At 67.2% G+C, this 18471-nt stretch carries 17 protein-coding genes; 5 read left to right on the forward strand and 12 right to left on the reverse strand.

Annotation, left to right across the window (positions count from 1 at the left end; genetic code table 11):
- Positions 1–216: 216 nt before the first annotated feature.
- Positions 217–2025, reverse strand: a complete 1809-nt coding sequence (locus VHL31_RS13365) for a pentapeptide repeat-containing protein (RefSeq protein ID WP_329661717.1) — start codon at positions 2023–2025, stop codon at positions 217–219.
- A gap of 212 nt (positions 2026–2237) precedes the next feature.
- Between VHL31_RS13365 and VHL31_RS13370 the strand changes: the two genes are divergently transcribed.
- The gene (locus tag VHL31_RS13370; protein WP_329661718.1) at positions 2238–2957 is read left to right on the forward strand and encodes a hypothetical protein; all 720 of its coding nucleotides are present in this window, start codon (positions 2238–2240) and stop codon (positions 2955–2957) included.
- Positions 2958–3087: 130 nt separating this feature from the next.
- On the opposite strand, the gene ilvC is transcribed toward VHL31_RS13370, so the two are convergent.
- The 4 genes from ilvC to miaA form a co-directional block, all read right to left on the reverse strand.
- Positions 3088–4107 (reverse strand): ketol-acid reductoisomerase, encoded by a 1020-nt coding sequence (gene ilvC / locus VHL31_RS13375; RefSeq protein ID WP_329661719.1) that lies wholly within the window; start codon positions 4105–4107, stop codon positions 3088–3090.
- 39 nt (positions 4108–4146) lie between these two features.
- Positions 4147–4662, reverse strand: coding sequence for an acetolactate synthase small subunit (gene ilvN / locus VHL31_RS13380; protein ID WP_329661720.1), 516 nt, complete (start codon positions 4660–4662; stop codon positions 4147–4149).
- A gap of 86 nt (positions 4663–4748) precedes the next feature.
- Positions 4749–6551 (reverse strand): acetolactate synthase 3 large subunit, encoded by a 1803-nt coding sequence (locus VHL31_RS13385; protein ID WP_329661721.1) that lies wholly within the window; start codon positions 6549–6551, stop codon positions 4749–4751.
- A gap of 124 nt (positions 6552–6675) precedes the next feature.
- Complete coding sequence (gene miaA, locus VHL31_RS13390; protein ID WP_329661722.1) at positions 6676–7596, reverse strand: tRNA (adenosine(37)-N6)-dimethylallyltransferase MiaA; 921 nt, start codon at positions 7594–7596, stop codon at positions 6676–6678.
- 42 nt (positions 7597–7638) lie between these two features.
- Here miaA and serB point away from each other — a divergent pair, with 42 nt between their 5' ends.
- Positions 7639–8514, forward strand: coding sequence for a phosphoserine phosphatase SerB (gene serB / locus VHL31_RS13395; protein WP_329661723.1), 876 nt, complete (start codon positions 7639–7641; stop codon positions 8512–8514).
- Positions 8515–8547: 33 nt separating this feature from the next.
- Here the strand turns inward: serB and VHL31_RS13400 are convergent, their stop codons facing one another.
- The 4 genes from VHL31_RS13400 to hflK form a co-directional block, all read right to left on the reverse strand.
- The gene (locus tag VHL31_RS13400) at positions 8548–10062 is read right to left on the reverse strand and encodes a DegQ family serine endoprotease (protein WP_329661724.1); all 1515 of its coding nucleotides are present in this window, start codon (positions 10060–10062) and stop codon (positions 8548–8550) included.
- 148 nt (positions 10063–10210) lie between these two features.
- Positions 10211–10396, reverse strand: coding sequence for a DUF2065 domain-containing protein (locus tag VHL31_RS13405; protein ID WP_329661725.1), 186 nt, complete (start codon positions 10394–10396; stop codon positions 10211–10213).
- Positions 10397–10464: 68 nt separating this feature from the next.
- Positions 10465–11454 (reverse strand): protease modulator HflC, encoded by a 990-nt coding sequence (gene hflC / locus VHL31_RS13410; RefSeq protein ID WP_329661726.1) that lies wholly within the window; start codon positions 11452–11454, stop codon positions 10465–10467.
- Positions 11451–12641, reverse strand: a complete 1191-nt coding sequence (hflK, locus tag VHL31_RS13415) for an FtsH protease activity modulator HflK (RefSeq protein WP_329661727.1) — start codon at positions 12639–12641, stop codon at positions 11451–11453. Before hflK ends, hflC begins: the two co-directional genes overlap by 4 nt.
- Before the next feature lie 133 nt (positions 12642–12774).
- Between hflK and apbC the strand changes: the two genes are divergently transcribed.
- The 3 genes from apbC (at position 12775) to VHL31_RS13430 (ending at position 15568) form a co-directional block, all read left to right on the forward strand.
- A complete protein-coding gene (gene apbC / locus VHL31_RS13420) occupies positions 12775–13899 on the forward strand; it encodes an iron-sulfur cluster carrier protein ApbC (RefSeq protein WP_329661728.1) in 1125 nt (374 codons plus the stop codon).
- Positions 13899–14285, forward strand: coding sequence for a VOC family protein (locus VHL31_RS13425; RefSeq protein ID WP_329661729.1), 387 nt, complete (start codon positions 13899–13901; stop codon positions 14283–14285). Before apbC ends, VHL31_RS13425 begins: the two co-directional genes overlap by 1 nt.
- Positions 14286–14380: 95 nt before the next feature.
- Positions 14381–15568 carry a GAF domain-containing sensor histidine kinase gene (locus VHL31_RS13430; RefSeq protein ID WP_329661730.1) on the forward strand — a complete coding sequence of 396 codons (1188 nt, stop codon included), beginning with the start codon at positions 14381–14383 and terminating at the stop codon, positions 15566–15568.
- Positions 15569–15685: 117 nt separating this feature from the next.
- Here the strand turns inward: VHL31_RS13430 and atpC are convergent, their stop codons facing one another.
- From atpC to VHL31_RS13445, 3 genes are read right to left on the reverse strand one after another with little or no spacing between them, the layout of a single operon-like run.
- Positions 15686–16102, reverse strand: a complete 417-nt coding sequence (gene atpC, locus VHL31_RS13435; protein ID WP_329661731.1) for an ATP synthase F1 subunit epsilon — start codon at positions 16100–16102, stop codon at positions 15686–15688.
- Between the two features lie 20 nt (positions 16103–16122).
- Positions 16123–17553, reverse strand: a complete 1431-nt coding sequence (gene atpD / locus VHL31_RS13440; protein WP_349262434.1) for a F0F1 ATP synthase subunit beta — start codon at positions 17551–17553, stop codon at positions 16123–16125.
- 25 nt (positions 17554–17578) lie between these two features.
- Positions 17579–18463, reverse strand: coding sequence for a F0F1 ATP synthase subunit gamma (locus tag VHL31_RS13445; RefSeq protein ID WP_349262437.1), 885 nt, complete (start codon positions 18461–18463; stop codon positions 17579–17581).
- Positions 18464–18471: the final 8 nt, after the last annotated feature.

Raw genomic sequence — 18471 nt, forward strand, 5'->3', positions numbered from 1 at the left:
TTCGTTCGTGCGAACGGGCGTCGTCATCCCAGGGTAAAGCTCGGGTTCGTTCGTGCCATCGAGCGGATCGGATGGGCGGAGCGGCGAAGGCTGCAAGCGCAGGCAGCTCGGGTTCGTTCGTGCAAAATCGATGCGCATGGCCATGTCGAGCCAGCTCCTGCCTCGGACAGATCGGCCCGAGCATAACATGCAATGGATTGTGGTCCTATTCGCCCGTCAGCGCGTGGCTGGTCCGCCGATTTCCTGCAGGCCTCGGCCCTTGAGCGCGGCCAAGTTCGGGCAGTCCGGCTGGTCGTGCACGGCCCGCACGTCCATCGTCCACTGGTCCATCAATTCATCCGGCATGGCCACACCCAAGGGATAGGCCGCTTCCTGCAAGGCCGTGCAGACGTCGCCCTGCTCCAGCAGCGCGGCAAGCTGGCGCCGGGCCCGGTTGCGGGTCGACGGGTCGCGGATGGCAAGGGCCGCCTGCTTATAGAGGGCCAGCGCCTCGGCCAGCCTGATCTCCGCCTGGGCGAACGCATCGCAGACCAGCGGCATCGGTCCCTGGGCCATGAAGACCAAGTCGACCGTGCCCCGGCTGTTGCCGCATTGGAGGTGCTGGCGCCAGTTCAGGTCCGGCGGGCGCGGCATGTTCGCCCAGCTCGCCCTGGCGAACGTCCGCTCGGTCACGCCACGCGCATCGAGGAACTGGGCGCCGCCCAGCATCGCCCCGTCGAACGCGGCCCCGCCGAGGTCGCCCGCCAGCTGCGCCTCGCCCAGGTCGGCGGCATGGAACTGCGCGCCGGCCAGGAAGGCGTGCTTCAGGCTGGCGCGCCACAGGCTGGCTCCTTGCAACTGCACGCCTTGCAGGTTCGCCCGGTCCAGCCTCGTGCACTCCTCGATCCGCCCGCTGGCCGGACAGGCAAGCCTGGCACCCTGCAGGTTGGCATCCCGCAGCGTAGCCCGATGGAGGTCGGCGCCGGACAGGTCGGCCTTGTGGAGGTCGGAGCCGGTGAACACTGCGTTCTCCAGCCGGCGGCCGCGCAGGTTCAGGCTGTACTCGACCTTCTCCGAGCCGGCATCATCGACCAGGTCCTGCTGGACGATCACCAAATTGCGGGTGAAGAGGCTTTCCGGCGCCAGCGTGACCTCGTTGATCTCGCCCTCGAACAGCCACGCGGTCACGGCCAGCATCCGCCGCCCCTCGGGCGCCCGCCCGACCACGGCCGAGGGCATCCAGCGGTCGCTGAAGGCTATCAGACGACGCTCAAGCCACTCGTCCGGAATGGTCGCCACGAGCAGGACCGCGGGGATCGCGACCAGCAGGAGCAGGGAAACCAGCCCTACCGCCACGACCGACTGCCGCACGCCCCTCACATGATCGACATGGGCATGTGCGCTGCCGGGCAGGTGCATCCCCCGCCACAGCCGTCCCATGTCCCGCCAGATCGGCCACATGGCGCCGCTGGGGTGGAGGATGATCGGCCAGAGCACGAACAGGAACAGGACATCCAGAAGGATGGCGAGCCGGTGCCACCAGGTCATCCACTCGTCGTGGTAGGGCAGGAACTGGACCAGGAAAAGAACCAGCAGGTTCACCGGCAGGAGCACCGCCGTGAGCCAGAGCGTCACCTGCCGGACGAACTGGGCGACGATCCCGGGCCTCGGGCCGGCCAGGGCCTGGGTCAGCATGACGATGTGCAGCCGGGCCCTAAGGATCGCCGCCGCCTGCGGCCCCGCCTCGGCCATCAGCGCGTTGAACGCATGGATCTTGCCGGCCAGCGCATAGAGCTGGATCAGGAAATAGACGTGGAACAGCAAGAACAGGAGCGGTGCAGCCCAGTAGAACGTGACCAGCCCCAGGTCGACGCCCAGGACGGGCAGCGTGATCTGCTTGCCGAGCAGGAGGTCGACATGGGTCGTGCTGCCGATGGTGACGGCCAGATAGGTGCCGACCGAGAGGAACGACGCCCAGGCCAGGGCCACCTGCCCGCTCGCCTCGTTGACGGCTGCCAATGCCTTTTCGGCAACTTCCCGGTCCACCTCCGGTCGAGCCTCCACGCACAAGGATTCGCGGATGGCAGGAAGAGGACCATAGATGAACCGCGAGAGCAACGCGGATGGGGGTGACGCAGATCACCGGCAGGAATGCTGCACTTGCCATGCTACCGTCACATTCCACGGCGTTGCGCCTCGAATGGCGACGCATGGCCCGCTAGGCTTGTTCTCCTTCGCCCGATCCGGTGGTCATCGCCTTGCACGACATCCTGCGACAGACATGGCTCGTCCCGGTCCTGGCCCTGCTGGGCGTGGTCGTGGCGCTGCTGGCGGCGGCCGGGATCTCCGTGGACAGCGCGCAGCGGCTGCTCGTCGAAGGCGGTCCCGTCGAGATCGTCAGTGCCGCCCTGCAGTTCCTAGTGGCGGCGATCGCGTTGCTGCTCTGGACCCGCCGGGGCGGCCTGTTCGGCCTGCTCGCGATCGCCAGCTTCCTGATGGGCGCGCGCGAGATCGATCTCCACACCGCCTTCACCACCCACGGCATCTTCAGCACGAAGGAGTATTTCCGGCCGGGCCCGCCGCTGCTGGAGAAGATCCTGGCGGGCAGTGCGCTGCTCGTCGTGCTGGCGCTGGTCGTAGGCGGCGTGCTGGCAAGCTGGAAGGAGCTGGCGCGACTGGCACGGGCCCGAAACGCGACGATCATCGGGCTGGCGACGATCGTGCTGCTCCTGCCGGTGCTGAAGCTCTTCGACGCCCTGCCGAGAATGGCGCGCGAGGTCGGGATGCCGGTCGGCGAGGTGGGGGTGAAGTACCTGCTGGCGGTGGAGGAGCTTGGGGAGCTGATGCTGCCGGTGCTGATGCTGGTGGTGCTGGTGCAGCTGCGGGTGGGACGGAACAGCCATGCCGTCCGCAGTCCAGATGCTCCCAGCCTCCACTGGGCACCGGCACGGCGGCATCATCCCGAGCCTCGGATCTGACGCAAGGCACCGGCGGACTGCCTCTTGGCAGTGGCCACATCCGGCCTGTCGAGCCTCGAGGACCAAATGAAAAACGGGCGGAAAGGTCGCCCTTTCCGCCCGTTCGTCCTGGATCAGCCGTGGAGAACGGTCAGTTCTTCGCCGTATCCACCAGCTTGTTCGTCCCAATCCAGGGCATCATCGCGCGCAGCTTTTCGCCGACCTGCTCGACCGGGTGGGCGGCTTCCTTGGCGCGCATCGCCTTGAAGCTGGCCTGCGACGCCTTGTTCTCCAGCACCCAGTCGCGGACGAAGCGGCCTTCCTGGATGTCGGCCAGCACGCGCTTCATCTCGGCCTTGGTCTCGTCCGTGATGATGCGGGGGCCGGTCTTGTAGTCGCCGTACTCGGCCGTGTTGGAGATCGAGTAGCGCATGTTGGCGAGGCCGCCTTCGTAGATCAGGTCCACGATCAGCTTCACCTCGTGCAGGCACTCGAAATAGGCCATCTCGGGCGCATAGCCGGCATCGACCAGCGTCTCGTAGCCCGCCTTGATCAGGGCGCACATGCCGCCGCAGAGCACGACCTGCTCGCCGAACAGGTCGGTCTCGACCTCTTCCTTGAAGGTCGTCTCGATGATGCCGGCCCGGCCGCCGCCGATGGCCGATGCATAGGACAAGCCTAGGTCAAGGGCGCCGCCGGATGGATCCTGGTGGACCGCGATCAGGCAGGGCACGCCGCCGCCCTTGGTGTACTCGGCACGGACGAGATGGCCCGGGCCCTTGGGTGCGACCATCAGCACGTCGAGGTCGGGGCGGGCCTCGATCAGCTTGAAGTGGATGTTCAGGCCGTGGGCGAACAGCAGGGCGGCACCCTGCTTCATGTTGGCGGCGAGCTCGTTCTGGTAGAGGTCCTGCTGCAGCTCGTCAGGGACCAGGACCATGACGACGTCGGCCCACTTGGCGGCCTCGGCCGGGGTCATGGCGCGCAGGCCCGCGGCCTCGACCTTCCTGCGGGAGGGCGAGTTCTCGCGCAGGCCGACCACGACCTCGCCGACGCCGCTTTCCTTCAGGTTGTTGGAATGGCCGAAGCCCTGGCTGCCGTAGCCGATGACGGCCACCTTCTTCGACTTGATCAGGTTGAGATCGGCATCCCGATCATAATAGACGCGCATGGTTCGCCCCTCCCGGCCCCAAGAAGAATGAAAAAAAGATCACTCGCTGCGGTCGCTCTGCAGCATGTTGCTGCCGCGTGCGATTGCCACGACACCGGCCCTCGACACCTCGGCCGGCTCGACCAGCGAGATGAAGGCATCGACCTCGTCGGAGGTACCGGTCACCTCGAACACGAACGAGCCGGTAGCGCTGTCGACCAGCCGCGCATGCATGAAGTCGGCGATTCGAAGCGCGCTCACCAGCCGCTCCCGATCGCCGCTGATCTTGACCAGCGCCAGCTCGCGCTCGACGTGCGGCCCCTCCACGGTCAGGTCCTGGACCTTGTGGACCGGGACGAGCCGGGCCAGCAGGTTCTGGATCTGCTCGATCACGAGCCGCGTGCCGATCGTGACGATGTTGATGCGCGACAGGCCGCGCTCCTTGTCGACCTCGGCTACGGTCAGGCTCTCGATATTGTAGCCCCGGCCGGAGAACAGGCCGATGACGCGCGCCAGCACGCCGGGTTCATTGTCCACGAGCACCACGATCGTGTGGCGTTCCTCAGGCATCGACATGTGCGGGGGTATCCCCGTTGAACGTATGTACGGATGCGGCCGGCACTTTGATGCCGGCCGCGGCGAGATCGAGCGAAAGGCTCAGTTCAGACGGTTACCATGCCGTCTTCGGCACCCTTCACCGTCTCGCCCCAATCATCGTCCGGCGCCAGCTGGATCTCGTTATGCGCGGCGCCGCCGGGGATCATCGGATAGACGTTTTCGGCCCGGTCGGTGACGCAGTCGACGATCACCGGCTTGTCCACGCGCAGCATCTCGCGGATCACGTCGTCGACGTCGGCCGGATCGGTGCAGCGCAGGCCCACCGCGCCGAATGCCTCGGCGAGCTTCACGAAGTCCGGCAGGCTGTCCATGTAGCTCTCGGCGTGCCGGTTGCCGTGGAAGAACTCCTGCCACTGCCGGACCATGCCCATGTAGCTGTTGTTCAGGATGAACGACTTCACGGGCAGGCGGTACTGGATGGCCGTCGACATCTCCTGCATGTTCATCAGCCAGGAGGCATCGCCCGACACGCAGACCACCAGCGAGTCGGGATGCGCGATCTGGGTGCCGATCGCGGCAGGGAAGCCGTAGCCCATGGTGCCCAGGCCGCCAGAGGTCATCCAGCGCAGCGGCTTCTCGAACTTGAAGTGCTGTGCTGCCCACATCTGGTGCTGGCCGACATCGGTCGTGATGTAGACGTCCTGGTCCTTGGTCAGCTCGTAGAGGCGCTGGATGGCGTATTGCGGCTTGATCAGGGCGGGGCTGTTGCGGAAGCCCAGGGAGTTCTTGCCGCGCCACTCCTCGATCTGGCTCCACCAGGCCGACGTGCGCTCGCCGCCCGGCTCCTCGTTGCCCCGGCGGTTCCAGGCATTCAGCATGGCCCGCAGGGTCGGCAGGGCGTGGCCCACGATCGGCAGGTCGACCGCGATGTTCTTGTTGATCGAGGACGGGTCGATGTCGACGTGGATCTTCTTCGAGTTCGGCGAGAACTTCGTGGTGACGCCGGTGACCCGGTCATCGAAGCGGGCGCCGATGCAGACCATCACGTCGCAGCCATGCATCGCCATGTTGGCTTCGTACGTGCCGTGCATGCCGAGCATGCCCACGAACTGCGGGTCTGAGGCCGGATAAGCGCCCAGCCCCATCAGCGTCAGCGTGATCGGATAGCCGGTGGCGCGGACCAGCTCGGTCAGCACCGCGCAGGCCTCGGGTCCCGCATTCACCACGCCGCCGCCCACGTAGAAGACCGGCCGCTCGGCGCGCTTGAGCAAGTCGATGGCCTGCTCGACGCGCTCCATGGACGGCTCGCGCACCTCCACCCGGCCGCGGATCCGGGACTCGTCGGACGTCCGGTAGGGCGCCTTGGCCATCTGGATGTTCTTGGGCAGGTCGACCACGACCGGGCCGGGCCGGCCGGTACGGGCGACATGGAAGGCCTCGTGGATCGCGGGTGCGAGTTCCTCGACGTCCTTCACCAGATAGTTGTGCTTGGTGCAGGGACGCGTGATGCCGACCGTATCGGCCTCCTGAAAGGCGTCGTTGCCGATCATGTGGGTCGGCACCTGGCCGGTCAGGCAGACAAGCGGCACCGAATCCATCAGGGCGTCGGTCAGGCCGGTCACCGTGTTGGTGGCACCGGGGCCGGAGGTCACCAGCACCACGCCGACCTTGCCGGTCGAGCGGGCATAGCCTTCCGCGGCATGCACGGCGGCCTGCTCATGACGCACCAGGACGTGGCGAATCTTGTCCTGCTTGAAGATCGCGTCGTAGAGCGGAAGGACGGCGCCGCCAGGGTAGCCGAAAATGACCTCTACACCCTGCTCTACGAGGGCCGCGAGCACTACCTCGGCACCCGTCATGGCGTGCGAGGCGGCCGTTGCGGTCGCGAGCTTGGTGGTGTCGGTCATCGGTCGAACTCCGCCGGGCATGCCTGGCCCGGGACTACGGTTTGGTGGTTTGGCCCTTGGGCAAAGAAATAGGGACGCCCCCTTTTCCAAGGGCGCGGCAAGCTAGCTTCGTGGCATTCCAGCGTCAACGGACGTGGCGGCGTACCATGTCGAGGATTTCCTGCTGAAGCGCCGCCTCGTCGCCGAAAGCGGCGTATTGCTGAAGCTGGCTCAGCCGATGGCGAAGAAAGGTCACCTGACGCTTGGCATAGCGGCGGGTCGAGATCACCGCCGCGGCCAGGGCGGTGTCCAGGGGTATCCCGTCGGCCAGGTGGGCGATCAGGTCGGGTACCGCCACGGCCTTGCGCAGCGGCGAACTTGCGCTGGCCGGGTCGGCGAGGAAGGCTTCCAGCTCGGCCAGGGCGCCTGTCTCGATCATCGTGGCCAGCCGTCGCTCGATGCGGGCCACCAGCGATGCGCGCGGCGGGATCAGCGCGATGCCGATCATATCGGCCGCACCCAGCGCGATCCGGTAGGGCTCGTCCGACTGCCACGCCAGTAGGGAACGTCCGGTAGCGCGGATGACCTCCAGGCCGCGCATCAGGCGTTGCGGGTCCGTCGGATGGAGGATAGCGGCCAGCGCCGGATCCTCCTGCTGGAGAAGGGGATGCAGGGCCTGGGCCGGAATGGAGCGCACGTCGGCGCGCACCGCCGGGTCGATCTCCGGGACGGCCGCTATCCCATGGAGCAGGGCGTGGAGATAAAGACCAGTCCCGCCTACTACGATCAGCGGGCGATTCGGCTCGTCACGCAGCACGTGCTGGACGAGGTCCAGCCATCGGCCGGCCGATCCCTGGACGGACGCCCCCCAGAGACCATACAGCCGGTGAGGAGCCAGCACCTCCTCCTCTGGCGAGGGTCGCGCCGTCAGGATCGGCAGATCGCGGTAGAGCTGCATCGCATCGGCGTTGACGACCACGCCGCCGATGCCTTGGGCCAGTACGACCGCCAGGGCCGACTTGCCGCTGGCGGTGGGGCCGCCTATCACGATCAGCAGCCGCGTCATGTTGCAGTGCAGCATTCGTGATGCCGGGCCGGGAGATGTCGGATGAACGTGGTCACGCTGGTGAGCGATCCGGAAGCGCTGGCCCTCGTTCCCGACCTGGTCACGGGGCTGGCGCAGGCGCTGGGGGCCGAGCCCGAGGTCCTGGCCGACCGTGAGGCGGTGGCGTTCCGGCTGCCTGCCGTCGACCAGGAACTGCGGCAGAGGCTGACCGGCATCCTGGACAACCAGCCCGTCGATATCGTCGTCACGCCAGCGGCGAACCGGACCAAGCGCATCCTGATCTGCGACATGGACAGCACCGTCATCACGACGGAGTGCATCGACGAGCTGGCCGACCTGCTCGGAATCCGCGCGGAGGTGGCGGCCATCACCGAGCACACCATGAACGGCGAACTGGACTTTGCCAGCTCAGTCAAGGCGCGGGTGGCGCTGCTGGAGGGCCTGGAGGAAAGTGCCATCGAGCGGCTCTTGGCCGAGCGGATCCATCTGACGCCGGGTGCGGGCACGCTGGTGCGTACGATGCGGGCGCATGGAGCGCATACGGCCCTGATCTCAGGCGGGTTCACCCGGTTCACAGGCCCGGTCGCGGCGCGGGCCGGTTTCGACGAGCATCGCGCGAACGAGCTCGAGATTGCGGACCACCGGCTGACCGGACGGCTCCTGCCGCCATTGCTCGATGCCGATGCCAAGCTGCGGGCCCTCGACGAGTTGGCGGCGCGCCTAGGGCTGGCACGCGACGACGTGCTGGCCGCGGGGGATGGGGCGAACGACATCCCGATGATCAAGGCAGCCGGATTGGGCGTCGGATTCAGGCCGCATGCCAAGGTCGCCGCCGTGGCACCGGCCGTGATCCGCAATGGCGACCTGACCGCACTGCTCTTCATCCAGGGCTATCCAAAGAGCGCCTTCAGGCACTGAGCCCGCGCCGCCGGCGCGGGCTCATCGGCCGGCTCAGCTGGCGAGACGCAGCGCCACGAAGCGCAGGTCGCCCTGCCGCTCGACCATCAGCAGCACGTTCTTCTTGCCCTCGGACTGGGCCTGCCTGACCTTGTTCAGCAGATCCTCCGGCGTGTTCACCGGGTCCTGCGCAGCCTCGACCACGACGTCACCCGGCTGAAGCTGCTCCTCGGCGGCGGCGCTGTTGGGCGTCACCTCGGTCACGACCACGCCCTTGGTGACATCGTCGCCCAGCTGGAACTGCGAGCGGCTCTCAGCCGTCAGCGCCTGCACCTTCAGGCCGAGCGCGTCCACGGCGACCACGGCACCAGGTGTGGCCTGCGGCTCGGTCTGGCCCGTGGTGGTCTCGGCCGGCACCTCGTCCTCGGGCAGTTCGCCGAGCGTCACCTTCACGGTCCGCTCCTGGCCCTTGCGCCAGATCAGGACCTCGACCTCCTTGTTGACCGCGGTCTCGGCAACGATGCGCGGCAGCGAGCGCATCTTGCCGATCTCCTTGTGGTCGAACTCCAGGATCACGTCGCCCGGCTGGATTCCGGCGGCGATCGCGGGACCACCTTCCTGGGTGCTGGCGACCAGCGCCCCCTTCCCTTCCGGCAGACCCAGGCTCTCGGCGATCTCCTGGGTCACGTTCTGGATGCGCACGCCAAGCCAGCCACGGGCCACACGGCCGGTTGTCTTCAGGCTATCGATGATCGGGCGCGCGATATTGGCCGGGATGGCGAAGCCGATGCCGACATTGCCGCCGGACGGCGAGAAGATCGCGGTGTTGATGCCCAGAACCTTGCCATCCAGCGAGAAGGACGGCCCCCCCGAATTGCCGCGATTGATCGCGGCGTCGACCTGGATGAAGTCGTCATAGGGGCCGGCATTGATGTCGCGGTTGCGCGCCGAGACGATGCCGGTCGTGACGGTCGAGCCCAGGCCGAACGGATTGCCGATGGCGAGCATCCAGTCGCCGACCTTGATCTGGTCGCTGTCACCGAGTTCCACGAACGGGAACGGCTCGTCCCGCTCGATCTTGAGCAACGCCAGATCCGTCTTGGAGTCCTTGCCGATCAGCTTCGCGACATACTCGCTGTCGTCGTTCAGGATGACCTTGATCTCGTCCGAATCGGCGATGACGTGGTTGTTGGTCACCACGAAGCCGGCGGGATCAACGAGGAAGCCTGAGCCCAGCGAAAAGGCCCGCCGCTGCTGTTCGGGCTGTTGCTGCTGCTGACGACGGTTCTGGTCGAAGAACTCCTTGAAGAACTCCTCGAACGGCGAACCCGGCGGGAACTGCGGCATCGGCATGGCCTGCTGATCGCCGGCCTTGACCTGCTTGCTCGTGGAGATGTTCACCACCGCCGGGGCCACCTTCTCCACAAGCGGCGCAAAGCTGGGCGGCGACACCTGCTGCGCCAGTACCGCACCGGTCGGCAGGCTCCCGCCCAGCAGCACGGCCGCAAGGGCAGCCGCCAGCGCGGTACGCTTGGACGGCCGAAGGGAAGCGAGCTTGCGAACGATCATACGCGACATCCCGAAGGCACGGCAGCGACGGCCGGAAAAGCCGGCCTCGCCGGGAATGGATATCGAGCCAAGGCTCGGTACAAGAACAAACTAGGTCGATGGTCCAGCAAGAACCATAGCCACCTGCGAATCCCGCAGCACCAGCCGATCAGCCCCGCAGCAGCCATACCGCTGCGACGCCGACCATCGCAAAGACGAGGCCGCCAAAGCGCAGCGCGCCGTCCCGGCTCGCGGCCGCCGTCTGGGCAGCACGACGCATCGCACCCGGGAACAGCGCCCAGAGCACGCCTTCCACGACCAGGACGAGCGCCAGGCCCTGCAGCAACTCCATCATCGCAAGCCGTTCCCTTCGACCGGCGGGAGCTTCCCGCCAGCCTCGAACCGTTCAGGCCGAACCGCCACTCAAGGCTGCAGGGCCGGCTGCGGATCAAGAGCACCCAGCCTGGTCGGATCGGCACCTGCCTCGTCCACAGGCGCTGCTGCCGCATTGCCCTGCACGGCCGGCGCGGGGCTGGCCGATTCGGGCGACAGGTTCGGCTGGTTGAAGAAGCGGAAGAACTCGCTGTCGGGCGAGATCACCATGTTGGTCCGCCCGTCCGCCAGCGACTGGCGGTAGGCCTGCATGGAGCGGTAGAACTGGTAGAAGTCCTGGTCCGCGCCGAAGGCCTCGCCGAAGATCCTGGTGGCTTCCGCGTCGCCCTCGCCACGGAACACCTCGGCCTGGCGCTGGGCATCCGCGATCAGCACGCGCCGCTCGCGGTCGGCCCGCGACCGGATGCGCTGCGCCACTTCAGCACCCTGCGCACGCAGCTCGTTGGCTTCCCGCTGCCGCTCGGTCTGCATCCGCTGGAAGATCGCCTGGCTGTTCTGCTCGGGCAGGTCGGCCCGCTTGATGCGCAGGTCAACCAGTTCCACGCCGAAGCCCTGCATCGAGCGGTTGGTCTGCTCGCGGATGCGCTGCATGAGCGTGCTGCGCTCGGTGCTCAGCACCTGCATGAGCCCGACCTCGCCCAGCACACCACGCAGGTTGGAGGAGAGGATGGGGCCAAGGCGGCTGCGGAAGGCCTCCTCGTCGCCGGCTGCCTGACGGAACCGGGTCGGCGAGTTGATCCGGTAGCGGGCAAACGCGTCGACCACGAGCCGCTTCTGGTCGCCCAGGATCAGCTCGACCGAGCTGGCGTCGTAGTCCAGCACGCGCTTGTCGAAATAGGCCACGTTGTCGATGAACGGGACCTTCATGTGCAAGCCGGCCTCGCGGACCTCGCGGACCGGGTTGCCGAAGCGCACGACCAGCGCCTGCTGGGCCTCGTTGACCGTGAACACGCTGGAGTAGATGCCGATCAGGAGGACCAGTGCCGCTGCACCGATCGTGATGAACAGGCGGTTGTTCATTGCGTGCCTCCGACCGAAGGCTGGTTCGGCCGCCCAGTGGGGGTGACACCATCAGCCTGGCGCGACGGGCCGCTATTGCGCTGCAGCTCGGGCAGCGCGAGATAGGGGACCACGGGCTGGCCGTTCTGCTGGTCGACCAGGACCTTGTCGGTGCCGGCCAGGACGCTTTCCATCGTCTCGATATAAAGGCGCTGCATGGTGACGTCGGGGGCCTTGCGGTATTCCTCGAGCACCGAGGTAAAGCGCTGCGCCTCACCGTCGGAGCGGGCCACCACTTCCTGCTTGTAGGCCTGGCCTTCCTGCAGGAGGCGTTCCGCCTCGCCTCGGGCGCGCGGGATGATGTCGTTGGCGAAGGCTTCCGCCTCGTTCTGGGCACGCTCGCGGTCGGCCATGGCACGCTGCACGTCGCGGAAGGCGTCGATCACCTCCTGCGGCGGGTCGGCCTTCTGCAGCTGAACCTCGTCGATCACGATGCCCGAGCCGTACTCGTTCATCAGGTTCTGGATGATCTCGCGGCCCTGCTGCTCGATCTGGCGCCGCCCCTCGGTGGTGGCCTCGGCGATCGGAGTCTGGCCGACCAGCTCGCGCACGGCGCTCTCGGCCGCAGCCTTCACCGTCTCGGCGGGATCGCGGATGTTGAACAGGAACAGGGCGGGGTCGCTGATCCGCCAGAACACCACGAAATTGATGTCGACGATGTTCTCGTCGCCCGTCAGCATCAGCGCCTCTTCGGGCACCTCGCGGGCGTTGATGCGGCTGCCGGCGGTCGTGACACCCGACGAGCGGAAGCCGACCTCGACGCGGTTCACGCGGGTGACCTGCGGCTTGAGCACGTTGCCCACCGGCCAGGGCCAATTGTAGTTCAGGCCCGAATCCGTGACGGCATTCAGCTTGCCGAACACGAGCTCGACGCCCTTCTCTTCCGGCTGCACGAAATAGAATCCGCTGAGCAGCCAGGCACCAAGCGCCAGACCGGCGATCGTGGCGACCACCGGCACGCTCGGCACACCGCCGCCCGAGCCCGGGCGCCCGCCCCCCGGGAAGAGCTGACGAACCCGTTCCTGACTCTTGCGGATCAGTTCCTCGAGGTCAGGCGGCTGCGATCCGCCGCCACCTGGACGAGGCGCCCAAGGTCCGCCACCCTGGCCTCCGTTCCAACCACCACCACCATTCGGGTTCCAGGGCATCGAGCCTCACCTGCCGGAGGGACCACAGTCCCGGATCTCGTGAAAAACGCCGTTCCTGGAGCTGGACGTACACGTTCCACCTCCAAGTTGCGTTACCTATCGCTATATGTCCCCGACAACCATCGGGTTCAACATGGCTGATCTGACCAAGGAACGGGTTCTGGAGGCACTGTCGGGCATCCGACTGCCGGACGGCGGGACGACGCTCACCGATGCAGGCATCGTCGGCGGCATCGTCATCAAGGGAGCCAATGTCGGCTTTTCCCTGGAGATCGACCCTGCCCGGGCCGAAGCCATGGAACCGGTCCGGCGCGCCGCGGAGGCCGCGGTGCGCGCGCTGCCGGGGGTGACCTCGGCCACGGCGGTTCTTACCGCCGAGCGTTCCGGCGGCCATGCCCATGGCCACGATCATGCTCCCCGCGCCACTCGGCCGCAGGGCCCGCCGGCACCGCAGGGCGTGCCAGGTGTCCGGTCGATCATCGCCGTGGCCTCGGGCAAGGGCGGCGTCGGCAAGTCGACGACCGCCATCAACCTGGCGCTGGGCCTGGCCGCGATTGGCCAGCGGGTCGGCATCCTCGACGCCGACATCTACGGCCCTTCCATCCCGCGCATGGTGGGCGCCACCGGGCGGCCGACCTCGCCGGACGGCAAGAGGCTCGAGCCGATGCGGGCCTGGGGCATCCCGACCATGTCGATGGGCTATCTGGTCGAGGAGGACACGCCGATGATCTGGCGTGGGCCCATGGTACAGAGCGCCATCCAGCAGATGCTGAGCGACGTTTCCTGGGGCGAGCTGGACGTGCTGGTGGTCGACCTCCCCCCGGGCACCGGCGACGCGCAGCTGACCATGTCGCAGAAGGTGCCGCTCACCGGGGCCGTGATCGTGAGCACGCCGCAGGACATCGCGCTGCTGGACGCGCGCAAGGCCATCCAGATGTTCCGAAAGGTCGACGTCCCGATCCTCGGGATCGTCGAGAACATGAGCTACTTCTGCTGTCCTAATTGCGGCCATCGCTCCGACATCTTCGCCCATGGCGGGGCCAGGGACTGTGCCGCCAGTTACGGCGTGCCCTTCCTCGGGGAAGTGCCGCTGGACATCCGGATCAGGGAGACCTCGGACGGCGGGACGCCAATCGTGGCGTCCGACCCGGCTTCACACCATGCGGAGGTCTACCGCACGATCGCGGCCGGGGTGCGGCAGCAGATGGACGCGATGACCGGTGCGGCGAAGCCGTTCCCGACGATCGTCTGGCAGTGATGCTCGATCATGTGTCGATCACCGTGGCCAGATTGGAGCAGGCTTTCGCTTTCTACACGGCGATCATGGCCAAGCTTGGCTATCCCTGCGTTTGGCAGGAGGAGCAGGCCGTGGGCTTTGGCCTGCGGGCGGACAGCGAGCACCCGGAGCGTGCCTACCTGACGGTGCGCCTGGGCCTGGCCTATCCACCCGACCGGCGGCACTGGGCGTTCAAGGCCGAGAGCCGGGCTGCCGTCGACGCCTTCCATGCCGCAGGCCTGGCCCATGGCGGCCGATGCGACGGACCGCCGGGCCTGCGGCCGTCCTATCATGCTGATTACTATGCCGCCTTCCTGCTGGACCCGGATGGCAACCGCATCGAGGCGGTGACGCACGCGAGGTCGTGACCCGCCCTGCCGATACAAGTCGTTTGATCTCGCGCAGACGCGAGAGTAGCACCGGACAAGGCGCGGCGGCCTGCCGGTCGCTTCTGGGGGTTGGAATGGATCCTGCGATCGCGCGGGACGTCGCCAAGGTCGAGCAGCTCACCGCGGTCCCGACAATATTGCGCCTGGTGTCCGAGATCACCGGGCTCAGGTTCGTGGCCGTTGCCCGGGTGACGCCAACGTCCTGGACCGCATGTGCGGTGCTGGACCAGGTCGAGTTCGGGCTCAAGAGCGGCGACCCGCTGGAGGTCAACACGACCTTCTGCAAGGAGATCTGCAACTCTCACCGGCCCATCGTCATCGAGAAGGCCAGCGAGGACGAGATCTATTGCAGGCATCCAACGCCCAAGATGTACGGGTTCGAGAGCTATCTCGCTGTTCCGATCATCCTCGGCGACGGTCAGGTGTTCGGGACGATCTGCGCGCTGGACCCGCTGCCGGCGTCGCTCCGGGACAAGAAGATCCTGCCCACCGTAGAACTGTTCGCCCAGCTGCTCGGTGCGCAGCTCCAGGTGGAGGACCAGCTGAGCGAGAGCCGCTTCGCGCTGGCCAATGCCACGGAAGCCGCCCTGCTGCGCGAGCAGTTCATCGCGCTGCTGGGCCACGACCTGCGCAACCCCCTCTTCTCGCTCATCTCCGGCCTGCGCCTCCTGTCGATGAACGAGTTGGACGAGCGCGGCACCTTCGTCCTGGACCAGATGCAGCAGAGCTGTGCCCGGATGGGCAAGCTGATCGACGACGTCCTGGACTTCGCCCGGGGCCGGCTGGGCGGCGGGATCTCGATCGACCGCCGGCCGGTCGAGGATCTGGCGGAGCAGCTGTCGACGGTGATCGAGGAGAACCGCGAGACACAGCCGGACCGCAGGATCGACGTCGAGATAGCGGTCGAGGGGTCTGTCTCCTGCGACCCGGCTCGGCTCGGCCAGCTCCTGTCCAACCTGATGGCCGGCGCCATGTCCTGCGGCGCCCGCGGCCAGCCGGTCGAGGTGGCGGTGCGGCTCGAGGATGACACACTGACGATGATCGTCGCGAACCGGGATGCGGTGGTCGCACCGGACGTGCTGGCGCAATTCTTCCAGCCCCATCCACGTACGTCGCAGGGGCCGGCACGGACGAGCCTGGGGCTCGGCCTCTATCTTGCTGCGGAGATCGCGCGGGGACATGGCGGCGAACTAAGCGCGACCTCGACGCCGGGCGAGGGAACGGTGTTCGCCTTCCGATGCTCCGCCACCCAAGCCCGGTGACGCACCGGCGAGCACCTTAGCTCAGCGCTGACCAGGCCGATCAGGTTCATCCAGCAACGAAGAAGGGCGACGCACAACCGCACGTCGCCCTTTCGTGTCTGCAAGATCGGATGACGGTCACGCCGGCGCGGTCATCGCCTCGACGCGGGCCTGAGCGACCGCTACAGCCTGCTCCAGCTTCGCCCGATCCGCCTCGGCCGCGCTGGCGGCGACCGACAAGTCCTCCTCCGCGTTCCTGAGGAGTTGGCGCGCCTGATCGGCCGTTACTTCGCCCACCACGTCGGCAGCTTCGGCCAGGACGATCACCCCTGCCGGGTTGGCTTCCGCGAAGCCGCCCGCCACGAAGATCCGCTTGACCGGGCGGTCACCCTCGTAGGTGGTGATCACGCCCGGACGCAGCAGGGTCATCATCGGGGAATGCTGGGGCAGGACACCGAAATCGCCGTCCACGCCCGGCACCACCACCATGTCGACCGCCTCGCTGACGAGCGACCGCTCGGGCGAAACCAAATCGAACTGCACCTTGTCGGCCAAGACCGTTCTCCCGTCCCGGCTCAGGCTTCGGCCATCTTCTTGGCCTTCTCGAGGGCTTCCTCGATCGTGCCGACCATGTAGAAGGCCGCCTCCGGGATGTCGTCGTACTTGCCGTCGACGATGCCCTTGAAGCCCTTCACCGTGTCCTCGATCGACACGAGCTTGCCGGGCGAGCCCGTGAAGATCTCGGCGACGAAGAATGGCTGGGACAGGAAGCGCTGGATCTTCCGCGCCCGGGCGACGACCAGCTTGTCCTCTTCCGAGAGCTCGTCCATGCCCAAGATCGCGATGATGTCCTGCAGGCCCTTGTAGCGCTGCAAGGTCGACTGCACCGCACGGGCGACGTCGTAATGCTCCTGGCCGACCGTGCCGGGGTCCAGGATGCGCGAGGTGGAGTCGAGCGGGTCCACCGCCGGGTAGATGCCGAGCTCGGCGATCTGCCGGCTGAGCACCGTGGTGGCGTCCAGATGGGCGAAGGTCGTGGCCGGTGCCGGGTCGGTCAGATCGTCGGCGGGCACGTACACGGCCTGCACCGAGGTGATCGAGCCCTTCTTCGTGGACGTGATCCGCTCCTGCAGGGCGCCCATGTCGGTGCCGAGCGTGGGCTGGTAACCCACGGCCGAGGGGATGCGGCCGAGCAGCGCCGACACTTCCGAGCCCGCCTGGGTGAAGCGGAAGATGTTGTCGACGAAGAACAGCACGTCCTGCCCTTCCTGGTCGCGGAAATACTCCGCGACGGTCAGGCCCGACAGCGCGACCCGGGCACGCGCGCCCGGCGGCTCGTTCATCTGCCCATAGACCAGTGCCACCTTGGACTGGGTCTGGTCTTCCAGGTTGATGACGCCCGACTCCATCATCTCGTGATAGAGGTCGTTGCCCTCGCGGGTGCGCTCACCGACACCGGCGAACACCGACACGCCACCGTGCGCCTTCGCGATGTTGTTGATGAGCTCCATGATCAGCACGGTCTTGCCGACGCCGGCACCACCGAACAGGCCGATCTTGCCGCCCTTCGGGTAGGGGGTCAGCAGGTCGACGACCTTGATGCCGGTCACCAGCACCTCGGACTCGGTCGCCTGGTCGACGAACAGCGGGGCCGGGGCATGGATCGGGGCGGTCAGCGTGTTGCCGAGCGGGCCGCGCTCGTCCACGGGCTCGCCGATCACGTTCAGGATGCGGCCGAGCGTCTCGCGGCCGACCGGCACGGAGATCGGTGCACCCGTGTTGATGACCTCGACGCCACGGGCCAGACCCTCGGTCGAGTCCATGGCGATCGTGCGGACGGTGTTCTCGCCGAGATGCTGGGCCACTTCCAGCACCAGGGTCTTGCCCTGGTTCTCCAGGTGCAGCGCCGTCAGGATCTCCGGCAGATTGCCGCTGTCGAAGCGGCAGTCGACGACCGCGCCCAGGACCTGCGTGACCCGGCCGGTGGCGATGTTCTCTTTGCTCATGTCACTCATGGGGGTTCCCTTCGGCCTACACCGCCTCGGCGCCGGAAATAATCTCGATCAGTTCCTTGGTGATCTGCGCCTGACGGGTCCGGTTGTAGACCAGTGTCAGCCGCTTGATCATGTCACCCGCGTTGCGGGTGGCGCTGTCCATCGCCGCCATCCGGGCACCCTGCTCAGACGCGGCGTTCTCCACGAGCGCCCGGTAGATCTGCACGCCCAGATTGCGCGGCAGCAGCTCGGTGAGGATCTGCTCCTCCCCGGGCTCGAACTCGTACGGGGCAGATGCCTCGTCCTGCTTCGTCGCGACCTCGGGGATCTGCGCCGGCACCAGCTGGAGCAGCGTGAGCTCGTTGCGGATCGCCGACAGGAACTTGTTGAAGATGATCTCGCAGGTGTCGAACTCGCCCGCGTCGAACATCGTCAGGATACGTTCGGCGATGGCGTCCGCATCCGCGAACTCCATCCGCTTCTTGCCGGCCACGCCCTCGTAGGTGTGCAGGATCAGGTTGCCGTAGTCGCGCCGGAGCGCGTCGCGCCCCTTGCGGCCGACACAGATGACCTTGACCGTCTTCCCCTGGCCCTGGAGCTCCTGGATCCGGCGGCGGGCACCCCTGGCGATCGATGTGTTGAAACCGCCGCACAGGCCGCGGTCGGCCGTGGCGACGATGAGCAGGTAGGTCTGCTCCTGCCCGGTGCCGCCCAGGAGCGGCGGCGCCCCGGCCTGGCCCGCCACGCCCGCCGCCAGGTTGCCCAGCATCTGGGCCATGCGGCTGGCATAGGGGCGCGACGCCTCGGCCTGGTCCTGGGCGCGCTTGAGCTTGCTGGCGGCGACCAGCTTCATGGCGCTCGTGATCTTGCGCGTCTGCTTGACGCTCGCGATCCGGGCGCGTTGATCCTTGAGGCTTGGCATGGTTCGGC

The sequence above is a fragment of the Geminicoccus sp. genome (assembly GCF_036263595.1).
Lineage (GTDB): Bacteria > Pseudomonadota > Alphaproteobacteria > Geminicoccales > Geminicoccaceae > Geminicoccus.

Coding starts and splice junctions, on each gene's coding strand:
- ilvC (WP_329661719.1), bottom strand. CDS start 4,107: ATGCGCGTCTATTATGATCGGGATGCCGATCTCAACCTGATCAAGTCG.
- ilvN (WP_329661720.1), bottom strand. CDS start 4,662: ATGTCGATGCCTGAGGAACGCCACACGATCGTGGTGCTCGTGGACAAT.
- VHL31_RS13385 (WP_329661721.1), bottom strand. CDS start 6,551: ATGACCGACACCACCAAGCTCGCGACCGCAACGGCCGCCTCGCACGCC.
- miaA (WP_329661722.1), bottom strand. CDS start 7,596: ATGACGCGGCTGCTGATCGTGATAGGCGGCCCCACCGCCAGCGGCAAG.
- serB (WP_329661723.1), top strand. CDS start 7,639: ATGAACGTGGTCACGCTGGTGAGCGATCCGGAAGCGCTGGCCCTCGTT.
- VHL31_RS13400 (WP_329661724.1), bottom strand. CDS start 10,062: ATGATCGTTCGCAAGCTCGCTTCCCTTCGGCCGTCCAAGCGTACCGCG.
- VHL31_RS13405 (WP_329661725.1), bottom strand. CDS start 10,396: ATGATGGAGTTGCTGCAGGGCCTGGCGCTCGTCCTGGTCGTGGAAGGC.
- hflC (WP_329661726.1), bottom strand. CDS start 11,454: ATGAACAACCGCCTGTTCATCACGATCGGTGCAGCGGCACTGGTCCTC.
- hflK (WP_329661727.1), bottom strand. CDS start 12,641: ATGCCCTGGAACCCGAATGGTGGTGGTGGTTGGAACGGAGGCCAGGGT.
- apbC (WP_329661728.1), top strand. CDS start 12,775: ATGGCTGATCTGACCAAGGAACGGGTTCTGGAGGCACTGTCGGGCATC.
- VHL31_RS13425 (WP_329661729.1), top strand. CDS start 13,899: ATGCTCGATCATGTGTCGATCACCGTGGCCAGATTGGAGCAGGCTTTC.
- VHL31_RS13430 (WP_329661730.1), top strand. CDS start 14,381: ATGGATCCTGCGATCGCGCGGGACGTCGCCAAGGTCGAGCAGCTCACC.
- atpD (WP_349262434.1), bottom strand. CDS start 17,553: ATGAGCAAAGAGAACATCGCCACCGGCCGGGTCACGCAGGTCCTGGGC.
- VHL31_RS13445 (WP_349262437.1), bottom strand. CDS start 18,463: ATGCCAAGCCTCAAGGATCAACGCGCCCGGATCGCGAGCGTCAAGCAG.